This is a genomic window from Clostridium sp. AF35-15, from assembly GCF_003477745.1.
In the GTDB taxonomy this organism is placed as follows: domain Bacteria; phylum Bacillota; class Clostridia; order Lachnospirales; family Lachnospiraceae; genus Otoolea; species Otoolea fessa.
Map to the genome: position 1 here is coordinate 182,844 of NZ_QUDY01000002.1, position 19,191 is coordinate 202,034.

General features: G+C 48.8%; 15 protein-coding genes and 2 tRNA genes. 13 read left to right on the forward strand and 4 right to left on the reverse strand.

The annotated features are described in order from the left end of the window. Positions 1 to 65: 65 nt before the first annotated feature. The 4 genes from DWZ76_RS03945 (at position 66) to DWZ76_RS03960 (ending at position 4,708) form a co-directional block, all read left to right on the forward strand. A complete protein-coding gene (locus DWZ76_RS03945; protein ID WP_118471924.1) occupies positions 66 to 2,453 on the forward strand; it encodes a formate C-acetyltransferase/glycerol dehydratase family glycyl radical enzyme in 2,388 nt (795 codons plus the stop codon). Positions 2,454 to 2,570: 117 nt separating this feature from the next. Further along, positions 2,571 to 3,557: a glycyl-radical enzyme activating protein gene (locus DWZ76_RS03950; protein WP_118471926.1), complete on the forward strand. Its 987-nt coding sequence runs from the start codon at positions 2,571 to 2,573 to the stop codon at positions 3,555 to 3,557. Between the two features lie 211 nt (positions 3,558 to 3,768). Further along, entirely contained in the window at positions 3,769 to 4,056 is a 288-nt protein-coding gene (locus DWZ76_RS03955) for a DUF2325 domain-containing protein (protein WP_022358490.1), read from the forward strand. Between the two features lie 241 nt (positions 4,057 to 4,297). Further along, positions 4,298 to 4,708, forward strand: coding sequence for a metal-dependent transcriptional regulator (locus DWZ76_RS03960; protein WP_118471928.1), 411 nt, complete (start codon positions 4,298 to 4,300; stop codon positions 4,706 to 4,708). Between the two features lie 181 nt (positions 4,709 to 4,889). On the opposite strand, the gene DWZ76_RS03965 is transcribed toward DWZ76_RS03960, so the two are convergent. From DWZ76_RS03965 to DWZ76_RS03975, 3 genes are all read right to left on the reverse strand, one after another. Continuing rightward, positions 4,890 to 5,519, reverse strand: a complete 630-nt coding sequence (locus DWZ76_RS03965) for a DUF4397 domain-containing protein (RefSeq protein WP_107001100.1) — start codon at positions 5,517 to 5,519, stop codon at positions 4,890 to 4,892. Positions 5,520 to 5,759: 240 nt separating this feature from the next. Beyond that, positions 5,760 to 5,831, reverse strand: a tRNA-Glu gene (locus DWZ76_RS03970). An 18-nt stretch (positions 5,832 to 5,849) separates the two neighbouring features. Continuing rightward, positions 5,850 to 5,923: transfer RNA gene (locus DWZ76_RS03975), tRNA-Pro, on the reverse strand. Positions 5,924 to 6,240: 317 nt separating this feature from the next. Between DWZ76_RS03975 and DWZ76_RS15020 the strand changes: the two genes are divergently transcribed. After that, positions 6,241 to 6,384: a hypothetical protein gene (locus DWZ76_RS15020; protein ID WP_022358601.1), complete on the forward strand. Its 144-nt coding sequence runs from the start codon at positions 6,241 to 6,243 to the stop codon at positions 6,382 to 6,384. Between the two features lie 225 nt (positions 6,385 to 6,609). On the opposite strand, the gene DWZ76_RS03980 is transcribed toward DWZ76_RS15020, so the two are convergent. Beyond that, positions 6,610 to 7,293, reverse strand: a complete 684-nt coding sequence (locus tag DWZ76_RS03980; RefSeq protein WP_182427335.1) for a 3D domain-containing protein — start codon at positions 7,291 to 7,293, stop codon at positions 6,610 to 6,612. A 470-nt stretch (positions 7,294 to 7,763) separates the two neighbouring features. On the opposite strand from DWZ76_RS03980, the gene hrcA reads away from it, so the two are divergent. From hrcA to DWZ76_RS04020, 8 genes are all read left to right on the forward strand, one after another. Further along, a complete protein-coding gene (gene hrcA, locus DWZ76_RS03985; RefSeq protein WP_118471932.1) occupies positions 7,764 to 8,807 on the forward strand; it encodes a heat-inducible transcriptional repressor HrcA in 1,044 nt (347 codons plus the stop codon). A 31-nt stretch (positions 8,808 to 8,838) separates the two neighbouring features. Continuing rightward, positions 8,839 to 9,450, forward strand: coding sequence for a nucleotide exchange factor GrpE (gene grpE, locus DWZ76_RS03990; protein ID WP_118471934.1), 612 nt, complete (start codon positions 8,839 to 8,841; stop codon positions 9,448 to 9,450). Between the two features lie 144 nt (positions 9,451 to 9,594). Further along, on the forward strand, positions 9,595 to 11,463 hold the full coding sequence (dnaK, locus tag DWZ76_RS03995; RefSeq protein WP_022359496.1) for a molecular chaperone DnaK: 1,869 nt from the start codon (positions 9,595 to 9,597) through the stop codon (positions 11,461 to 11,463). A 385-nt stretch (positions 11,464 to 11,848) separates the two neighbouring features. Next, positions 11,849 to 13,003 carry a molecular chaperone DnaJ gene (gene dnaJ / locus DWZ76_RS04000; protein ID WP_118471936.1) on the forward strand — a complete coding sequence of 385 codons (1,155 nt, stop codon included), beginning with the start codon at positions 11,849 to 11,851 and terminating at the stop codon, positions 13,001 to 13,003. 459 nt (positions 13,004 to 13,462) lie between these two features. Continuing rightward, entirely contained in the window at positions 13,463 to 15,571 is a 2,109-nt protein-coding gene (locus DWZ76_RS04005) for a L,D-transpeptidase family protein (protein WP_118471938.1), read from the forward strand. A 167-nt stretch (positions 15,572 to 15,738) separates the two neighbouring features. Continuing rightward, the gene (rpsO, locus tag DWZ76_RS04010; RefSeq protein WP_022358577.1) at positions 15,739 to 16,005 is read left to right on the forward strand and encodes a 30S ribosomal protein S15; all 267 of its coding nucleotides are present in this window, start codon (positions 15,739 to 15,741) and stop codon (positions 16,003 to 16,005) included. A 216-nt stretch (positions 16,006 to 16,221) separates the two neighbouring features. Continuing rightward, positions 16,222 to 18,321: a polyribonucleotide nucleotidyltransferase gene (locus tag DWZ76_RS04015; protein ID WP_118471940.1), complete on the forward strand. Its 2,100-nt coding sequence runs from the start codon at positions 16,222 to 16,224 to the stop codon at positions 18,319 to 18,321. A gap of 165 nt (positions 18,322 to 18,486) precedes the next feature. Further along, positions 18,487 to 19,158, forward strand: a complete 672-nt coding sequence (locus DWZ76_RS04020) for an ABC transporter ATP-binding protein (protein WP_118471942.1) — start codon at positions 18,487 to 18,489, stop codon at positions 19,156 to 19,158. Positions 19,159 to 19,191 lie beyond the last annotated feature (33 nt).

Genomic DNA, 19,191 nt, shown 5'->3' on the forward strand with positions numbered 1-19,191 from the left:
TAGCAGGTGCTAAAAAAATAAATCCCACAGAATGGGAATGTGAGTAAAAAATAGGAGGAAATCAGATGGCAGCAATCGAAAGAAAACCATACATGGATCGGATTGACCGATTAAAACAGAGAGTATTAAAGACCAAGCCAGAGATGGATCTGGAAAATGCAATTATCCTGACAAAGGGCTTCCAGGAATCAGAGGGACAGCCGCTGTGCATCCGGAAAGCATATGCATTTAAGAAACAGTGCCTGGAGAAAACTGTAAAAATCTGGGGGGATGAGCTGATTGTCGGCAATGCCGGAAGCAAGCAGCGCGGCGGTATTTTAAGTGTCGATACCTGCTGGTCGGTTCTGGATGAGGAGCTGGATACCATCAGTACCCGTCCATATGACCCATTCTATCTGCGCCCAGAGGATCGGAAGGCATTTGAGGAGATCATCCGCCCGTACTGGAAGGGACGTTCCACGTATGAGCAGTGGCTGGTACAATGCCCAGATTTTGCGGCAACCTTACGTGACTGCGGCGCTCTTTACATCAACCGTAAATCGGTTCGTGGCTGGGGCGAGACGACGGCGGGTTATTCCAGAGTCATTAAAGAAGGCATAGAGGGAATCAAGGCGCATATCCATAAAGTGCTTGATACACTTGATATTACCCGTCCGGGTGACTATGAGAAGATTGAATACCTGAAAGCGATGGAGCTGGCAGCTGACGGTATCTCCGCATTGGGACACCGCTATGCGGCAGAGGCGAGAAAGCTGGCAGAGGCAGAGCCGGATGAGAAGCGCAGAAAAGAACTGTTACAGATTGCAGGGACCTGCGATCAGGTTCCGGAAAAACCGGCGCGTACCTTCCGCGAGGCGATTCAGTCGATGTATATTTACCAGACCTGTATTTTCATGGAGCAGAATGCAGCAAGCTACAACCCGGGACGTATGGATCAGTATCTTTACCCATTTTATAAGGCAGATATCGAGGCTGGCCGTTTGACAGAGGAAGAGGCGCAGGAACTTTTGGACTGCTTATGGGTTAAATTCTCTGAGCAGTGCCTGTTCCAGGATCAGGTAACCGCACAGTTTTCCGCCGGTTACCCAATGTTCCAGAACGTATGCTGCGGCGGTGTGGATGAGCGCGGCATGGACGCAGTCAATGACGTGTCGTACCTGATTTTGCAGGCAACCGCAGAAGTACAGTTATATCAGCCGTCCCTGTCTGTCCGCTACAATATGGCGAAGAATCCGAGCAGCTTCTTAAAGAAGATTGCAGAGGTTATCAAGCTTGGAACCGGTTTCCCGGCATTCCACAACGATGAAGTTGGTATCGAGATGCTCCTGAACAAGGGAATCCCGTTAAAAGAAGCATATAACTGGAATCCATGCGGCTGTGTAGAGACGAACCTGGAAGGAAAACAGAGATGCTACACCGCATATGCAGACTTCAACTTAGGTTCTGCGGTTGAATTTGCTCTGTTAAACGGTAAGAGCCGTAAATATGGCATTCAGGCATCTGAGGCGACCGGCGATCCGACTGCCTTTAATACCTACGAAGAGTTTGAAGAGGCAGTCAAAGAGCAGATCCGCTATGAACTTCGCGGAACCGTGGCTTCCAGCCATGTATGCGATGACATTGGCTTCCAGAGGGTCGTTCCGGCACTTTCCCTTTCTTTCTATGAGTGCGTAGAGAATGCGAAAGATTACGCATGGGGCGGTGCGAAATATAACCTTGGAAATGGTATTGATGCGATCGGCGTAGCAGACCTGATCAACAGCCTGATTGCAGTAAAGAAACTTGTATTTGATGAGAAAAAAGTAACGATGCAGCGTCTTCTGGATGCACTGGATGCAAACTTTGTGGGTTATGAGGATGTCAAGAAGATGTGTGATGAAGCTCCGAAGTACGGCAATGATGACGACGAAGTAAACGAGCTGACCGGTGATATGTTCTGTTTTATCGCGGACTATATCGAGTCGTTCCACAGCAAATTCGGCAAGATGACGCCAGGTATTCTTCCGGTATCTGGAAATACTCCGTTTGGTCTGGAGGTCGGTGCACTTCCGTCCGGACGTCTGGCTTGGAAACCGTTAGCAGACGGCGTATCTCCGAACCAGGGAACCGATACCGAGGGCATGGGCGCTGTATTGAAATCCATTTCCCACATTCCGCATGGCCGTTTCAATCAGGGAACCCTGCTGAATGTAAAGATGGATACGGTATTCCGCGACAGCCCGAACTCGACAAAAGAACTGATGAACTACCTGCGGAGTCTCTGCTCCCTGGGCGTATTCCACACACAGTTCAATGTCATCGATACGGAGACCTTAAAAGAAGCACAGAAGCATCCGGAGGATTACAACGGACTGCTGGTACGTGTAGCTGGTTATACAGCATATTTTACAGAGCTTGGAAAAGAAGTACAGGACGATATCATTTCCAGAACTTCACATTCCAATATCTGCTAGGAAAAAGAGTGAAATCTGCCGTGTTTCATAAAAAATGCGGCAAATCAGCTACCGGGGATGTGCATCATGCGCGGTGGCGGGCAGCAGGCAAGGTGTACTTGACAGGAGGAACAGCGTATGGAATTAAAAGCAAATATTCTTCGGATTGAGCGGTTATCCCTCTCCGATGGGAAGGGAATGCGGACGGTTGTATTTTTTAAGGGCTGTCCCCTGCGCTGTGCCTGGTGTTCGACACCGGAGTCGCAGTCGGGGCAGCGGGAAGTCTACTATATGAAAGAGCGCTGCACCGGATGCGGCGCCTGCATCCAGGTCTGTCCGGAACAGGCACTTCGCCGGAGCGAAAAAACGGGAGAGATCGTGAGGAACCACAGCCGCTGTAAACAGTGCTTTCAATGTGTGGATGCCTGCAATTACCGGGCACAGCAGATCTATGGCAAGGAGATGACCGTAAAAGAAGTAATGCGCGAGATCCAGAAGGATGAGATGTTTTTCTTCTATTCTGATGGTGGAGTGACACTTTCAGGAGGTGATCTGTTTTGTCAGACGGATTTTGCGGAAGCACTGCTGGAGGCCTGTGATGACGCCTGCATCAATGCGGCGGCGGAGTTAGATATGTTTACTTCGTTTGAAAATGTGAAACGGATCGTGCCGCATCTGCAGATGTTTTATGTGGATGTGAAAACTATGGATCCGGAAAAGCATAAAAAATGGACGGGGCAGGACAATGCCTGTATTCTGGAAAATATCCGCAAAGCCGATGCGATCTGCGCGCCGCATTCGATTCATGTCCGTGTGCCGCTGGTAGAAGGAGTCAATGATGATGTGGAAAATATTCGGAAAACGGCGCAGTTATGCCAGGAACTTAAAAATTGTCAGGAATTGGAATTTCTGCCATATCATAGACTGGGGCTTCATGCATACCGGCAGCTGGGAAGAAACTATCAATTAGAAGAACATGCGTCGATGAGCCGTTGGGATGTGTATCAGAAAATGGGATTTCTGTGCGAAACGGATTGGATGTTTGATATAGCGATATCAGGATTGGAGGTGTATAAAGCTGGAATAGGAAAAACGGGAGTAACAGAGGAGGTGTTAAAAGCGTAAAATACGATAAAAATTAGTATTGGATAAAAATGGATAATGGGAAAATGCGTACCGTGTAAGATAAGGTTGGTTGGTGAAAAATAGTCTTGCACGGTACGTTTATTTCTATGAATTTTCTATGAATTTCAATTTTCCTCTGGACAAACAAGATAAGTTAGTGTATACTAACTTCATCAGCAGTTAGATAAAACTAACTTTCGGAGGATAAAATATGAGTGTTGTAATTGTAGGTGGTCATGACCGCATGGTCAGCCAGTACGTGAAAATCTGCAAATCATTTAACTGTAAGGCAAAGGTATTTACACAGATGACGGCGGATTTCGGCAAACAGATCGGAGCGCCGGATCTGCTTGTACTTTTTACAAGCACCGTTTCCCATAAAATGATTCGGACGGCGGTTGATGGTGCAAAGGGAAGCCGGACAGAAGTTGTCCGCTGCCACACCAGCAGCAAAACCGCGTTGGAAGAAATTTTGCAGGAACACTGTGCAGCTTGCTGACGTATTTAAAGGCGAAGCCACGGCAAATTCCGTTACTGGGCACGTATGCGTGAACAGTAACTCCGTCGGTTTCTGGAAACGATAGATTGATTTCGATATGGTTTGAAATATTCTTCCAAATATGGTATTCTAGTATATAGTATTATGGTAACTGGTCGGCAGCTTGGGAAGACTATTCTGCGGGAGACGGGAAGGCACGAAGCCAGGCCGGTTATGTGTTAGAAGTTTGGAGGGAATCACTTTGAAAATACAGCAGTCAGCAGAGGATTATCTGGAAACGATTCTTATGTTAAGCTATCGCAAGCCGATGATCCGTTCGATCGATGTAGTCAATGAGCTGGGGTATTCAAAACCAAGCGTCAGCGTTGCGATGAAGAATCTTCGTGAAAACGGTTATATTTCGATGGATCATGAGGGATATATCACTCTGGAGCCGTCGGGACGGAAGATCGCGGAGATGATTTATGAGCGTCATACATTACTGACAAAGCTTTTGGTAGCGTTGGATGTGCCAAGAGAGGTGGCAGTGGAAGATGCCTGCCGCATTGAACATGTGATCAGCCCGCAGAGTTTTGAGGCAATCAAAGAATTTGCAGCCGCGCATCTGGCAAAGATCGAGAAAGCAAACCGGGCAGATGAGCCGGAAAAATAGATGGCTGTTTAAGATTCGGACAGTTATATTCTCATCATAAATTTATAATTGCAGAGGACACGGAAGAGAGACCGCACGCGTGAACGTGGCGGTCTCTTTTTTCATAGGAAATTACGTCCTATGAAAAAACGCTCCGCGGGATGTGCACTCGCGTGAAGAAGCTTTTCTCAAATAAAAGCGATCAGGCGTTGAGCATCTGCACCGAAAAATCATTAAAAGTACCCAGAACCGCCAGCGTGTAGCTGTAACCGCTGCGAAGCCGGATATTCGTGTTGACGATGGCGAAGCCCGGATTGGTCCGGCGGTAGACGGTCAGCTGGTAGATGCCGGGGATGATGTGCATGTAGCGCGTATAATTCATGTAATCCAGATCGGATACGACCAGACGTCCGTTCAGGTATATATCGATCGGTTCGCGGATGGAGGCGGCATTGTAAAAACGCAGGTGCGCGATCTCTGATGAGGTGGAAAAGAACGGCGAGAGAATGCCCCAGGTCCAGAGCGCGCCATTTGGAGATGGCTTCCAGTTGGAACCGCCGCAGTTTATGCAGCCACCGGTGTTCGGGCTGCCATGATTATTGGACGGCAGGGTGGGCATCACATCCCCGTATGGTCCGAAGCCCGGAGATACCTGAAGATCATTGGATGAGCTGTCCGGATATGTTAAGATAACAGGAGGCTGAGAACTAAATCCAGACTGTGCCGTATCACTGGTTCCAGCTGCTGCCGCATCCGTCTCCGGTGCCGCCGCCGGAGTCGTGTCAGCATCCCCCTCAGGCACTGCTGCTGCATCGTAGTTGTATGTTTCCATAAAAAGATACCTCTTTTCATATTGGCTATATTGCAGTATATGAAGAAGAAAAAAGGAGAGTTACTATTTGCAGGCAGGAATTTTCTGGACTGAAAATCCTGTTCGATACTGTAGAAAAGTGTATTTTGCCGATCTGGAATGCGGAGCATCGGCAAAATTCAGTTATAGTTTACATGATTTGGTGAAAGGTCAAGAATGAAGAAAATAAAAAAGAGACTCGAATCTCGAATCTCTTTCCAGTGACCTGTCCGGGAATCGAACCCGGGTTTACGCCGTGAGAGGGCGTCGTCTTGACCGCTTGACCAACAGGCCATATTTAATTTTATTCAATCGAGGCGACGTGATTCGAACACGCGACCTCTGCGTCCCGAACGCAGCGCTCTACCAAACTGAGCCACGCCTCGATATGATTTTCTCGCTTTTGAAGCGGTGCTCATCAGCGACTCCTATATACTATCACGCCTTCAAAAAAAATGCAAGCGTTTTTTTGAAAAAAATTGAAAAAGTTTTAAAAAATTGAAAAAACCCTTTAAAATCAATATTTTCACGCTTTTAACTTATATTTCGAAATTATTATGAATAACGTAAGAAAGCGAAAGGATGATTAAAGTCTTGCTAAGGATGCGCCGAAACTCTTTTCATTTTGGATAAAAAGAATAAAATGGGGAACAAAGCATAGTGAGCTTGCATTGAAAAATGAATGAGTCAGGAGGAATTAAGTATGAACATCATCGCAGCCATCTTATTTGGAATATATGGAGTGATCGGAGGCGTGAGTACCGTCGTATGTACCGTAAGCATTCCGGGTATCATTATTTGGAAAATTTACCGGAAAACGAAATATCATAAGGCGCTGACGGATTAAGTAAAATAAGGGTAACTGTTCAGTAGGTCTGTGCATTTACTGCGCTGACCGTACGAAAACATGGGCTAGCAGGCAAAAATCCCATTGCCGTAGGCAATTTTTAATGGATTTTTGCGCGTGACTGTGAAGGTACTGAACAGTTACAAATAAGAATTATAAAAAAAGGGTCTTGCAGGTAAAAGATTTTCTATCTGCAAGACCCTTTTTTGCTTAAAATTAATGTAATTATCGGACAATATAGACATCGGCGCTTCTCTTTCCATACTGCAGTGCCTGACTGTGGGAATTGAAGAAGATGTCCAGCTTGTTTCCGCGGATGCCGCTGCCGCTGTCTTCGACGGTATAGACAACGCCGTTGATGCGGAGTTTAGTTCCGAGCGGGAATACGCGCAAGTCGGCGGAAATGGTATGTCCTGCCTGCGGAATGGTGCCGGATTTAGTGCGGTTCTTTCCACCACGGCAGCATCTGCGGCAGCTGCAGTAAGCAGTTGTCGTAAAACGTCCGGCGTAGATTTCAGCAGGTGCCTCTGCTTCCTGTGCCTCGGCAGCAGCATTTGTGTCAGTATTTTCAGTCATTGCAGCTTCGTCAGCGTTCTCTGCCTCTGCCTGTGCAGACTCATTTGAAAATGCAGCGACTTCTGCCTCGGAAGAGTTCGTGTCAGCTGCTTCTTCCGCAGCAGCGTTTGTCTGCTTTCTAATCAGCTCCGGATCGGAAGCCGGACCAGATGGTGTCTGGGCTGCTTCGGTGGAAGTGCCGTTTGTTTCTTCACCGGCTGCCGCATCTATTTGGGAGACAAGCTCGGTTCCGGCATCTGTGGCTGCCAGTGTATTCATGGTGCCTGCCATGAGACAGACCAGGCTCATTGCCGTTGTGGCAAGTCCGCGCCGCATGGTGTTCATCATATTCATCAAATAAAAACCTCTCATTTCAATTTAGATTCATTTGTCTCACCGCAACGATTGTGTATCTCACAAATATTGCAATGCGTTTACAAATGTTATAATTTGTTACTATTATATTACAAAAATGTTAAATGTCAAGCCGGAGAGCCGGAAATAGGGCTCTGGGAGCGGTCGGAGGTTCGACAAGCCGAAAATTTGTTCGAACGCAAACAGGAAAGCGGGTGAGTGAGTTTCTACTTATAGAAAGTGTGAAAATCAGCGTGCCTAAAAACAGGGTATGCAGAATGGAAAATTTTATTCGAAAAAAGAAGAAAAAATTTTTTTTAAAAACCGAAAAAAATCATTGACAAATACTTGCGCAAGTAATATAGTATGAACTGTAGATATTAGCACTCTGATAGATTGAGTGCTAACAGAAAACTTCCAGAGCGGGTTTAAGAGACCGGCGGAAGCGGATGCACGGAAGGAGAGATTGGATGGAACTGGATGAGAGAAAAGAAAAGATTTTGAAAGCGATTATCCAGAACTATCTGGAGACCGGAGAGCCGGTTGGTTCCAGAACGATCTCCAAGTATTCCGATTTGAAACTCAGTTCGGCGACGATTCGAAATGAGATGTCGGATCTGGAAGAACTGGGATATATCATTCAGCCGCACACATCGGCAGGCCGGATTCCTTCAGATAAAGGATATCGTTTCTATGTGGATCAGTTGATTCATGAGAAGGAGACGGAGGTCACGCAGGTGCGTGATATGGTCATCCAGAGAGTAGATCGGGTGGAGCTTCTGTTGAAGCAGATGGCAAAGCTTTTGGCGAGCAATACGAATTATGCGACGCTGATCAGCGGACCGCAGTATCACCAGACGAAGATCAAGTTTATACAGCTTTCCAGAGTGGAAACCGGGAAACTCCTGATTGTCACTGTTTTAGAAGGCAACATTATCAAGAACTCGATTGTGACACTTGATGCGGAACTGACCGATGAGGACATCCTGAATCTGAATATTCTTTTAAATAGCGGTCTCAACGGATTGACGATGGAGCAGATTAATCTGGATGTCATTACCCGGATGAAAGGGCAGGCAGGTGAGCGCAGCCACATCGTGGATGTGGTACTAAGCGAGGTGGCCGAGGCGATTCGTTCCGGCGAGGAAGATTTACAGATTTACACCGAAGGTACGACGAACATTTTCAAATATCCAGAACTGAGCGATGGCGCGAAAGCCAGCCAGCTCATCGGGACACTGGAGCAGAAAGACCTCTGGAGAGAGATTCTTACCGAGGACGATGCGGACAGCGATAAGAAAAATGAGATTCAGGTCTACATCGGAAGTGAGACACAGGTGCAGTCGATGAAGGACTGCAGTATCGTTACTGCCAATTATGAATTGGGGGACGGACTTCGGGGAACGATAGGAATCGTTGGACCGAAACGAATGGATTATGACAAAGTTGTATCGACCCTGCGCTCATTAAAGAGCCAGCTCGATCAGACATTCAATCATAAAGATACCGAGTAGCACGGATGTGCAAAATAAAGAGGTGAGAGACATGGCAAAGACAGAGATAGATTCCAAAGCAGCCGAGGCAGCAAATGAGGAGCAGGTAAAAGAAACAGAAACCCAGGCAGAAGCTGAGGCAGTGAAGGAAAAGGAAGCTTCTTCGGAAGACGCACAAGCGCCGGAGGGAGAAAAAGAGAAAAAAGGATTTTTCTCCAAGAAGAAGGATAAGAAAGATGAGCAGATCGAGGAGCTGACGGATCGCCTGAAGCGCACGATGGCTGAATTTGACAATTTCCGGAAACGAACGGAGAAAGAAAAATCAGCAATGTATGAGATTGGCGCAAAGGACATCATCGAGAAGATTCTCCCGGTGGTGGACAATTTCGAGCGTGGTCTGGCGACCATCCCGGAGGGCGAAGAAAAAAGTGCTTTCGCCGAGGGCATGGATAAGGTTTACAAGCAGCTCGTAAAAACACTGGGCGATGCAGGTGTAAAGCCAATCGAAGCGGTTGGTCAGCCATTTGATCCGAACTTCCACAATGCAGTGATGCATATTGAGGATGAAAACCTGGGTGAGAATGTGGTAGCCGAGGAGTTCCAGAAAGGCTATGTATACCGCGACAGCGTGGTTCGCCATAGCATGGTAAAAGTGGCAAATTAAAATAGGTAACACGTAGACAGCTGGCACCCAGAATTCGGTGCTGGTGGTTGATTTGATATAATATAGACAGACAGGCGGCAGAATTTAGCTCCTATGAGGAGAAAGAGAACTGCCAGAAAAAGATAATTTCAGGAGGAAATAACTATGAGCAAGATTATCGGTATTGACTTAGGTACAACAAACAGTTGTGTAGCCGTTATGGAAGGTGGTAAACCGGTTGTTATCGCAAATACAGAAGGTATCCGTACCACACCGTCCGTTGTGGCATTTACAAAGACAGGCGAGAGACTGGTCGGCGAGCCGGCAAAGCGTCAGGCAGTTACCAACGCTGAGAAGACCATTTCTTCTATCAAGAGACACATGGGCAGCGACTACAAAGTAACCATTGATGACAAGAAATATACGCCGCAGGAGATTTCAGCGATGATTCTTCAGAAGCTGAAAGCAGATGCAGAGAGCTACTTGGGCGAGAAGGTAAACGAGGCAGTTATTACTGTTCCGGCTTACTTCAACGACGCACAGCGTCAGGCAACCAAGGATGCAGGTAAGATCGCTGGTCTGGATGTAAAGAGAATTATCAACGAGCCGACGGCAGCAGCGCTTGCGTATGGCCTTGATAATGAGAAAGAGCAGAAGATCATGGTATATGACTTAGGTGGCGGTACATTCGATGTTTCCATCATCGAGATCGGTGACGGCGTTATCGAGGTTCTGGCAACCAACGGCGATACACATCTGGGCGGCGATGATTTCGATAACCGTATTACCCAGTGGATGATCGACGAGTTCAAGAAAGCAGAGGGTGTAGACCTTTCCGCTGATAAGATGGCGCTTCAGAGACTGAAAGAAGCAGCTGAGAAAGCGAAAAAAGAGCTTTCTTCCGCAACTACAACCAATATCAACCTTCCGTTCATCACTGCAACCAGCGAGGGACCGAAGCATCTGGATATGAACCTGACCAGAGCTAAATTTGATGAGCTGACTAGAGACTTAATCGAGAGAACCGCAATTCCGGTACAGAACGCACTGAAAGATGCTGGTATCACTGCTTCTGAGTTAAGCAAAGTACTTCTGGTAGGTGGTTCCACACGTATGCTGGCAGCACAGGAAGAAGTAAAACGTCTGACTGGTAAAGAGCCGAGCAAATCCTTAAACCCGGATGAGTGCGTAGCAATCGGTGCAGCTATCCAGGGTGGTAAGCTGGCTGGCGATGCTGGTGCCGGTGATATCCTTCTTCTGGATGTAACTCCGCTGTCCCTGTCCATCGAGACTATGGGTGGTGTAGCAACCAGACTGATTGAGAGAAATACCACAATCCCGACCAAGAAGAGCCAGATCTTCTCTACCGCAGCTGATAACCAGACCGCTGTTGATATCCACGTTGTACAGGGCGAGAGACAGTTCGCAAAGGACAACAAGACACTGGGAACCTTCCGTCTGGATGGCATTCTTCCGGCAAGAAGAGGTGTTCCGCAGATTGAGGTTACCTTCGATATTGATGCAAACGGTATCGTAAATGTATCTGCAAAAGACCTTGGTACAGGTAAAGAGCAGCACATCACGATTACCTCTGGTTCCAATATGTCCGATTCCGATATCGATAAGGCAGTCAAAGAGGCAGCTGAGTACGAGGCACAGGATAAGAAGAGAAAAGAGGGCATCGATGCAAGAAATGAAGCTGACTCCATGGTATTCCAGACCGAGAAGGCTCTGCAGGATGTAGGCGATAAGATCGATGCAAACGATAAAGCAGCCGTAGAAGCTGACTTAAATGCACTGAAAGAAGCTATCAACAAAGCTCCGATCGACCAGATGACCGATGCACAGATTGATGAAATCAAGGCTGGCAAGGAAAAACTGATGAACAGCGCACAGGCACTCTTCAGCAAGGTTTACGAGCAGGCACAGGCAGCTGGCGCAGCAGGAGCACAGGGCGGAGCTCAGGGTGCAGCTGATGCAGGAAGTGCACCGCATGACGATAATGTAGTTGACGGAGACTTTAAAGAGGTATAATATAATAGGCAGCCATTTTTCAAAGAAAAATGAGCGGATTACGAATGTTTTTGAGGATTGCGGGAGCACGCAGTGCGGAGCAATCCGGGGCATCGGGGTATCAATAGAAAAACGCAGTGAGGGGCTGTCGCAGGAATCTGCGGCAGACCCCCATTTGTAGGTTGTGGGGTAACTGTTCAGTAGGTCTGCGCATTTACTGCGCTGACCGTACGAAAACATGGGCCAGCAGGCAAAAATCCCATTGCCGTAGGCAATTTTTAATGGATTTTTGCGCGTGACTGTGAAGGTACTGAACAGTTACGTTTTGGGAAGATAAATAGATACGATAGAAACTCTGCCGGATGCGGTCAAATGCACCGGCGGATTTTGGGAAGGAAGAGCTGAAATGGCAGAGAGTAAGAGAGATTACTATGAGGTCTTAGGCGTCACGAAGGATGCGGACGATGCGACACTCAAAAAAGCATACAGAACCCTGGCCAAAAAGTATCATCCGGATGCAAATCCGGGCGATCAGGCGGCAGCCGATAAATTTAAGGAGGCATCGGAGGCCTACAGCGTACTGAGTGATCCGGAGAAGAGACGTCAGTATGATCAGTTCGGCCATGCGGCTTTTGACGGCGGTGCAGGCGGCGCTGGCGGATTCGGTGGTTTTGATTTCAACGGCGGCGATATGGGAGACATTTTCGGAGATATCTTCGGAGATATTTTTGGCGGCGGACGCAGCCGCGGCGGCAGAAGCAACGGACCGATGCGCGGCGCGGATGTGCGTACCAGTGTGCGGATTACTTTTGAAGAAGCGATCTTCGGCTGTGAAAAAGAGCTGGAGTTAAACTTAAAGGAAACCTGTGAGAAATGCCATGGAACGGGTGCAAAACCGGGAACCCAGCCGCAGACCTGTCCGAAATGTAACGGTAAAGGCAAGATCATGTACACGCAGCAGTCGTTCTTTGGTCAGATTCAGAATGTACAGACCTGTCCGGATTGCAACGGAACCGGAAAGATCATCAAGGATAAATGCCCGGATTGCTACGGAACCGGCTATGTAGCGAAGAGAAAGAAGATCAAAGTGACGATCCCGGCAGGTATTGACAACGGTCAGATGCTGCGTGACCGCGGCAATGGCGAACCGGGTACCAACGGCGGTCCGCGCGGAGATCTACTGGTAGAAGTAGTGGTATCCCAGCACCCGGTCTTCAAGCGTCAGGATACAACAATCTACTCAACTGTGCCGATTTCCTTCGTGAAAGCAGCACTCGGCGGTCCGATCCGCATCAAGACGGTGGACGGCGAGGTAGAGTATGAGGTCAAACCGGGAACCCAGACAGATACGAGAGTCCGTCTGAAAGGAAAAGGTGTTCCGTCCCTGCGTAACCGCAACGTGCGCGGCGACCATTTCGTGACGCTGGTGGTACAGGTTCCGGAGCGCATGACCGAGGCACAGAAGGAAGCGCTTCGCAAGTTTGACGATGCCATGAACGGAATTGCACCGGAGGGCGAGAAACATAAGAAGAAAGGACTGTTCGGAAAGCTGGAGAAATAGAATACGGACAGGACAAAAATAGAAAAGAGCTGTCGGGCTGACATAAAAATGCGGCGCGGCAGCTCTTTGTTTCTGTTTCATAGAAAATTACGTCCCATTACGCGTTCTGTAACAGAATATAGTTACTGTTCACGCATACGTGACCAGTAACGGAATTTGCCGTGGCTTCGCATTTAAATACGGCAAATTCCTGCTGCCACCACGTTTTCTTACGGCACTTTCGGTTCCAAAAGTGCCTACCCGTGAACAGAAACGTAACAGAATATACCAGAAAATGACAGAGTTTTGTAAGTTGACTTCCGTTTAAAACTTATATACAATAGGACGATGGAGGACCAGCAACACAGATAGCATGGATTTTTGTCAGAAAAATATGCCAAATGATAAAATCATTACTTGAATGGCAGGTCCTTCCGGGAATAGGAACCCGTATTGGATTTTTAAAGGGAGAATAGGAAGATGACAGATAGAAACGGGAATTTGAATAAAAATTCACGTTCCGGCAGCCGCGAAGATGGGCGGGAGCCGGTGAGACGAAATACGGCGATGAACAGCCGGGAGATTATGCTGGAAGATGAAGATTATCTGGATGAGCCGGATGAGGGCTATTTGGATGATGATTATTTCGACCGGGATATGGAAGAACGGATCCTAAGGGAAGCAGAGCTGGACATGGAAAACATACACCAGCCAGAGCGTCAGGATCAGAACCGGTGGGAAGAGCCGGAACGCCTGCCGGAGAAAGAGCCGGAGGAGACAGCCAGTCGAAAGCGCAGCCGCGCCCGTGGAAATCAGAGCGCGGGTACAGGGCGGGAGGCAGCCCATGCGGCGCCGCAGCGGGGACAGGATTCCGGAAAGACGGCATCCTGGACGGAAGCCACCCCGGAAAAGGCAGCTCTGAAAGCTGAGCATAGAAAAAACGGTAAAAAGGCGGCGTGGATCGCTGCCTGTACGGCGGGCATTCTGCTCGTGGCAGCCGGAGGCGTCTATGTGGGAATGTCCCAGAAATATAAGACCCGGTTCTTTCCGAATACGCAGATCAACGGTGTTGACGCGTCCGGAAAGACAGCGGCAGAGGTGCAGGAACTGATTGCGGAAGGTGTGAATGGTTATACACTGACGATCGATGAGAGAAATAATCAGACAGAAACGATCGCCGGAACCGATATCAAGCTGCATGCGGAGTTTGACGGCAGCCTGGAAAAGATGGTAGCGGCGCAGAACCCGTTCGCATGGCTGTGGCATATGAAACAGGAAGAATATACGATCGGAACGATGGTGGCGTATGACGATGCGGCGCTGGAAAGCCAGATCCGGAATTTATCGTGTTTAGACCCGGAGAAAGCGGTAGAACCGGTCAATGCAAAGATTTCTGAGTATGTGTCCGGACAGGGATATTCGATTGAGCCCGAACAGGAAGGAACGGCAGTCGAGGCGGAGAAGCTGACACAGGCGGTAACGGGTGCGATCGAGAATCTGCAGGATCATTTATCGCTGGAGGAAGCAGATGTCTATAAGAAGCCGACGGTATTGAAAGACGATGCATCTCTGGCAGAACAGCTGGATAAGATGAATAAATACGCGAAAATGAGCGTGACATACCAGTTTGGCGATTCGACGGAGACCTTAAATGGAGATCAGATTCATGCGTGGCTGATTGCCAATGCAGACGGAAGTGTTTCGGTAGATTCCTCCAAGGTGTCGGAGTACGTGTCTGAGATGGCGAAAGCACACAATACTTCAAACAAAGCGAAAACATTGAAAACATCGTATGGTTCCACGATTCAGGTAAGCGGCGGAACGTATGGCTGGAAGATCAACCAGGCGGCAGAGACGGAAGCGCTGGCAGCGATTATTGCCTCCGGCGAGAGTACGACGCGTGAGCCGGAGTATTCCCAGAAGGCGGCGAGCCATGGGGCAAATGACTACGGTGACACTTACGTGGAGATCAACCTGACCGGACAGCACCTTTTCTTCTATAAAGAAGGAAAGCTGGTGGTAGAGTCGGATTTCGTATCTGGAAACCTGGCGAAAGGCTGGGGAACTCCGGCAGGCTCGTATCCGCTGGCCTATAAGCAGAAAAATGCGGTCCTGAAGGGTGAGAATTACCGGACGCCGGTTAATTACTGGATGCCGTTCAATAATGGTATCGGTATGCATGATGCGAAGTGGAGAAGCAGTTTTGGCGGTACGATTTACAAGACGGGCGGTTCCCACGGCTGTATCAACCTGCCGCCGAGTGTTGCGAAGACGATCTTTGACAATATTTCGGCAGGAACTCCGGTGATCTGCTACAATCTGCCTGGTACGGAGAAGAGTACGACGAGCGGTACGGCAAAACCGGCGGAGACGAAGCCGGCAGAGACTACGGCGCCAGCAGAAACACCAGCTCCGGCAGAGACGCAGGCGCCAGCACCGGCAGAAACACAGGCACCGGGTCCGGAACCGACCACAGCGCCGACGCAGGCGGAGACGAAAGCGCCGGAGACTGCGGCACCGACCCAGGCAGGACCGGGAGGTCCTTCGGGGGATAATGGTGGAAATATTGCAGTGGGACCAGGAGCATAGGAAGAAACGGGAATAAAAATCGAGAAAAAACCTGCATAAAATGATTTACACCGAAAACATATTGTGTTATACTAATTGCGTATGAGTCCGCCGGTGCTCAGTTTTTTGACGACTCCGACATAAACTTAGCATACGGTAAGAATAATTATTTTAAGGAGGAAATCACAATGATTTCAAAGGAAAAGAAAGCAGCTATTATCGAACAGTACGGAAGAAAAGCAGGCGATACAGGTTCACCGGAGGTTCAGATCGCAATTCTGACCGCTAGAATCGCTGAGCTTACAGAGCATTTAAAATCCAATCAGAAGGATCATCATTCCCGTCGCGGACTTCTGAAGATGGTAGGACAGAGACGTGGTCTTCTGGATTACTTAAAGAAATCCGATCTGGAAGGATACCGTGCACTGATCGAGAAGTTAGGCATCAGAAAGTAATTAAGATTAAAACGTATAGGGTGGAGCAATCCACCCTAGTTGTTTATGTAGAAGAAAAGTCCGAGACCGCTGCTGTACCCGTAAAGCAGAAAAACATATTTGCGGGCAGAGCAGTAGTTTCGGTATTACTTTTCACAGAAAGGCACTTTTGGAACCGAAAGCGGCGTATGAGAATGTGAAGGTTCTTCTGCAAAACAAGATGAAAGGAGATATGAGATGTACAAGAGTTTTTCGATGGAACTGGCTGGCAGAACTTTAACAGTGGATGTTGGCCGTGTAGCAGCTCAGGCAAATGGTGCTGCATTTATGCATTATGGAGATACAACCGTATTATCAACCGCGACAGCTTCTGACAAGCCGCGTGACGGTATTGATTTCTTCCCGTTAAGCGTTGAGTTTGAGGAGAAGATGTATTCGGTCGGAAAGATTCCGGGCGGATTTAACAAGAGAGAGGGAAAGGCATCTGAGAACGCAGTTCTGACTGCACGTGTTATCGACCGTCCGATGCGTCCGCTGTTCCCGAAGGATTACCGCAACGATGTTACCTTAAATAACCTCGTATTATCCGTTGACCAGGACTGCAGCCCGGAGTATACCGCGATGTTAGGTTCTGCAATCGCAACCTGCATTTCCGATATCCCGTTTGATGGTCCGTGTGCGACCACCCAGATCGGCATGATCGACGGCGAGTTTATCGTAAACCCGACTAACGCACAGAAGAAAGTATCTGATATGGCTCTGACCGTTGCTTCCACCCGCGAGAAGGTTATCATGATCGAGGCTGGCGCAAAGGAAGTTCCGGAGAACATCATGATCGATGCGATCTTCAAGGCACACGAAGTAAACCAGGAGATCATCAAATTCATCGACACCATCGTAGCAGAGTGCGGCAAGCCGAAACATTCCTACGAGAGCTGTGCAGTTCCGGAAGAGCTGTTTGCAGCGATTCGTGAGCTGGTTCCGCAGGAAGAGATGGAAGAGGCTGTATTTACAGACGAGAAACAGAAGAGAGAAGAGAATATCCGCGCAATCACCGAGCGCCTGGAAGAGGCATTCGCTGATAACGAGGAGTGGCTGGCTGTTCTGGGTGAGGCTGTATATCAGTACCAGAAGAAGACTGTCCGCAAGATGATCCTCAAAGATCACAAGCGTCCGGATGGCCGCGGTATCACCGAGATCCGTCCGCTGGCAGCAGAGATCGACATTCTGCCGCGTGTACACGGTTCCGGTATGTTCACTCGTGGACAGACACAGATTTTAAATATCTGTACACTGGCTCCGCTGTCCGAGGCACAGAAGATCGACGGACTGGATGAGAACGAGACATCCAAGAGATATATGCACCATTACAACTTCCCGTCCTACTCCGTAGGCGAAACCAAACCGTCCAGAGGACCGGGACGCCGTGAGATCGGTCATGGTGCGTTGGCGGAGCGTGCGCTTGTGCCGGTACTTCCGACTGCGGAAGAGTTCCCGTATGCAATCCGTACCGTATCTGAGACGATGGAATCCAATGGTTCTACCTCCCAGGCAAGTATCTGTGCATCCACTCTGTCCCTGATGGCAGCAGGTGTACCGATCAAAGCTCCGGTAGCTGGTATTTCCTGCGGTCTGGTAACAGGCGACACCGATGATGATTACATCGTTCTGACCGATATCCAGGGTCTGGAAGACTTCTTCGGCGATATGGACTTCAAGGTAGGCGGCACTCACAAGGGTATTACTTCCATCCAGATGGATATCAAGATCCACGGTCTGACCCGCCCGATCATCGAGGAGGCAATCGCTAAGACGAGAGAGGCAAGACTCTACATCCTGGATGAAGTTATGGCGCCGGTTATCTCCGAGCCGAGAAAGACCGTCAGCCAGTATGCTCCGAAGATCGTTCAGATCTCCATCGATCCGCAGAAGATCGGCGATGTAGTCGGCAAACAGGGCAAGGTAATCAACAAGATCATCGAGCAGACCGGCGTTAAGATCGATATCGAGGACGATGGCAGCGTAGCTGTATGCGGCACCGATCAGGCAATGATCGACAAGGCAGTTTCTATCATCAAGGGCATCGTGACCGACATCGAGCCGGGGCAGATTCTGACAGGTACCGTTGTCCGTATCATGAATTTTGGTGCATTCGTAGAGCTGGCTCCGAACAAAGATGGTATGGTTCATATTTCCAAGCTTTCGGACAAGCGCGTAGCGAAGGTAGAGGATGTTGTCAACATCGGCGATGAAGTTACTGTAAAGGTAATCGAGGTCGATAAGATGGGTCGTATCAACCTGAGCATGAAACCAGGCGATCTGGCTGAAAATAAATAATAAATAGATTGCAAATGCACACGATGTGCTGCAATCATCCATCATAAAATTAATGTGCCTGCATCGCTGCGGCGCAGACCAGATAAAGTAAGGAATGCTGCAAGGCAGAGAAGCGGTTCGCTTCTGCTTTGCGGTGTTCCTTTTTACTTTACAAAGAGGAAAAATATGTTAGAGGTAACAGGGATAGAAAAACGGTACCGCGGAAGGACGATCCTAAAAAATGTCTCTTTTCGGGCAAATCCAAGGGAATGCATCGGGATTGTCGGCGGAAATGGATGCGGCAAGACGACGCTGCTCTCGATCCTCGCGGGGATCCGCAAGCCGGATCGGGGGAGTATTCGGATTGACGGGCAGGAGGCGCTTGGAAGACATCGTCTGTTAGAAGAAAAAATCGCCTATGTGCCTCAGGAAAATCCATTGATCCCGGAGCTGACGGCATTTGATAATTACCGTCTCTGGTTCCGGGGGAAACGGCGGGAGATGGAGCGGGATCTGGAATGCGGCGTCGGTCATGTGCTGGGCGTGGACCGATTCTTGAAAACGCAGGCGGGACGGCTTTCAGGCGGAGAGAAAAAGAGGCTGAGCATCGCGGCGGCACTCTCCGGACGCGCGGATATCCTGATTCTCGATGAACCGGGGGCAGCGCTTGACCTGGAGGCAAAGGAGCAGATCCTGACTTATATCAGGAGCTATGTGAAAGCAGGGGGAACAGTTCTTTTAACGTCCCATGAGATGGGAGAGATAGGGGCGTGTACAACCCTTTATGTATTAAAGGACGGTGTGCTGGTTCCGACGGAGGCAGGGCTTTCGGCGCGGGAGCTGATACAGAGGTTTTAAGGTTACTGGGCACGTATGCGTGAACAGTAACGT

Excerpts from the sequence above, each read along its gene's own strand:
- hrcA (WP_118471932.1), top strand. The coding sequence starts at position 7,764 with ATGGAACTGGATGAGAGAAAAGAAAAGATTTTGAAAGCGATTATCCAG.
- DWZ76_RS15020 (WP_022358601.1), top strand. The coding sequence starts at position 6,241 with ATGAACATCATCGCAGCCATCTTATTTGGAATATATGGAGTGATCGGA.
- DWZ76_RS04020 (WP_118471942.1), top strand. The coding sequence starts at position 18,487 with ATGTTAGAGGTAACAGGGATAGAAAAACGGTACCGCGGAAGGACGATC.
- dnaK (WP_022359496.1), top strand. The coding sequence starts at position 9,595 with ATGAGCAAGATTATCGGTATTGACTTAGGTACAACAAACAGTTGTGTA.
- DWZ76_RS04015 (WP_118471940.1), top strand. The coding sequence starts at position 16,222 with ATGTACAAGAGTTTTTCGATGGAACTGGCTGGCAGAACTTTAACAGTG.
- DWZ76_RS03950 (WP_118471926.1), top strand. The coding sequence starts at position 2,571 with ATGGAATTAAAAGCAAATATTCTTCGGATTGAGCGGTTATCCCTCTCC.
- DWZ76_RS03955 (WP_022358490.1), top strand. The coding sequence starts at position 3,769 with ATGAGTGTTGTAATTGTAGGTGGTCATGACCGCATGGTCAGCCAGTAC.
- rpsO (WP_022358577.1), top strand. The coding sequence starts at position 15,739 with ATGATTTCAAAGGAAAAGAAAGCAGCTATTATCGAACAGTACGGAAGA.
- dnaJ (WP_118471936.1), top strand. The coding sequence starts at position 11,849 with ATGGCAGAGAGTAAGAGAGATTACTATGAGGTCTTAGGCGTCACGAAG.
- DWZ76_RS03945 (WP_118471924.1), top strand. The coding sequence starts at position 66 with ATGGCAGCAATCGAAAGAAAACCATACATGGATCGGATTGACCGATTA.
- DWZ76_RS04005 (WP_118471938.1), top strand. The coding sequence starts at position 13,463 with ATGACAGATAGAAACGGGAATTTGAATAAAAATTCACGTTCCGGCAGC.
- DWZ76_RS03965 (WP_107001100.1), bottom strand. The coding sequence starts at position 5,519 with ATGGAAACATACAACTACGATGCAGCAGCAGTGCCTGAGGGGGATGCT.
- DWZ76_RS03980 (WP_182427335.1), bottom strand. The coding sequence starts at position 7,293 with ATGAATATGATGAACACCATGCGGCGCGGACTTGCCACAACGGCAATG.
- grpE (WP_118471934.1), top strand. The coding sequence starts at position 8,839 with ATGGCAAAGACAGAGATAGATTCCAAAGCAGCCGAGGCAGCAAATGAG.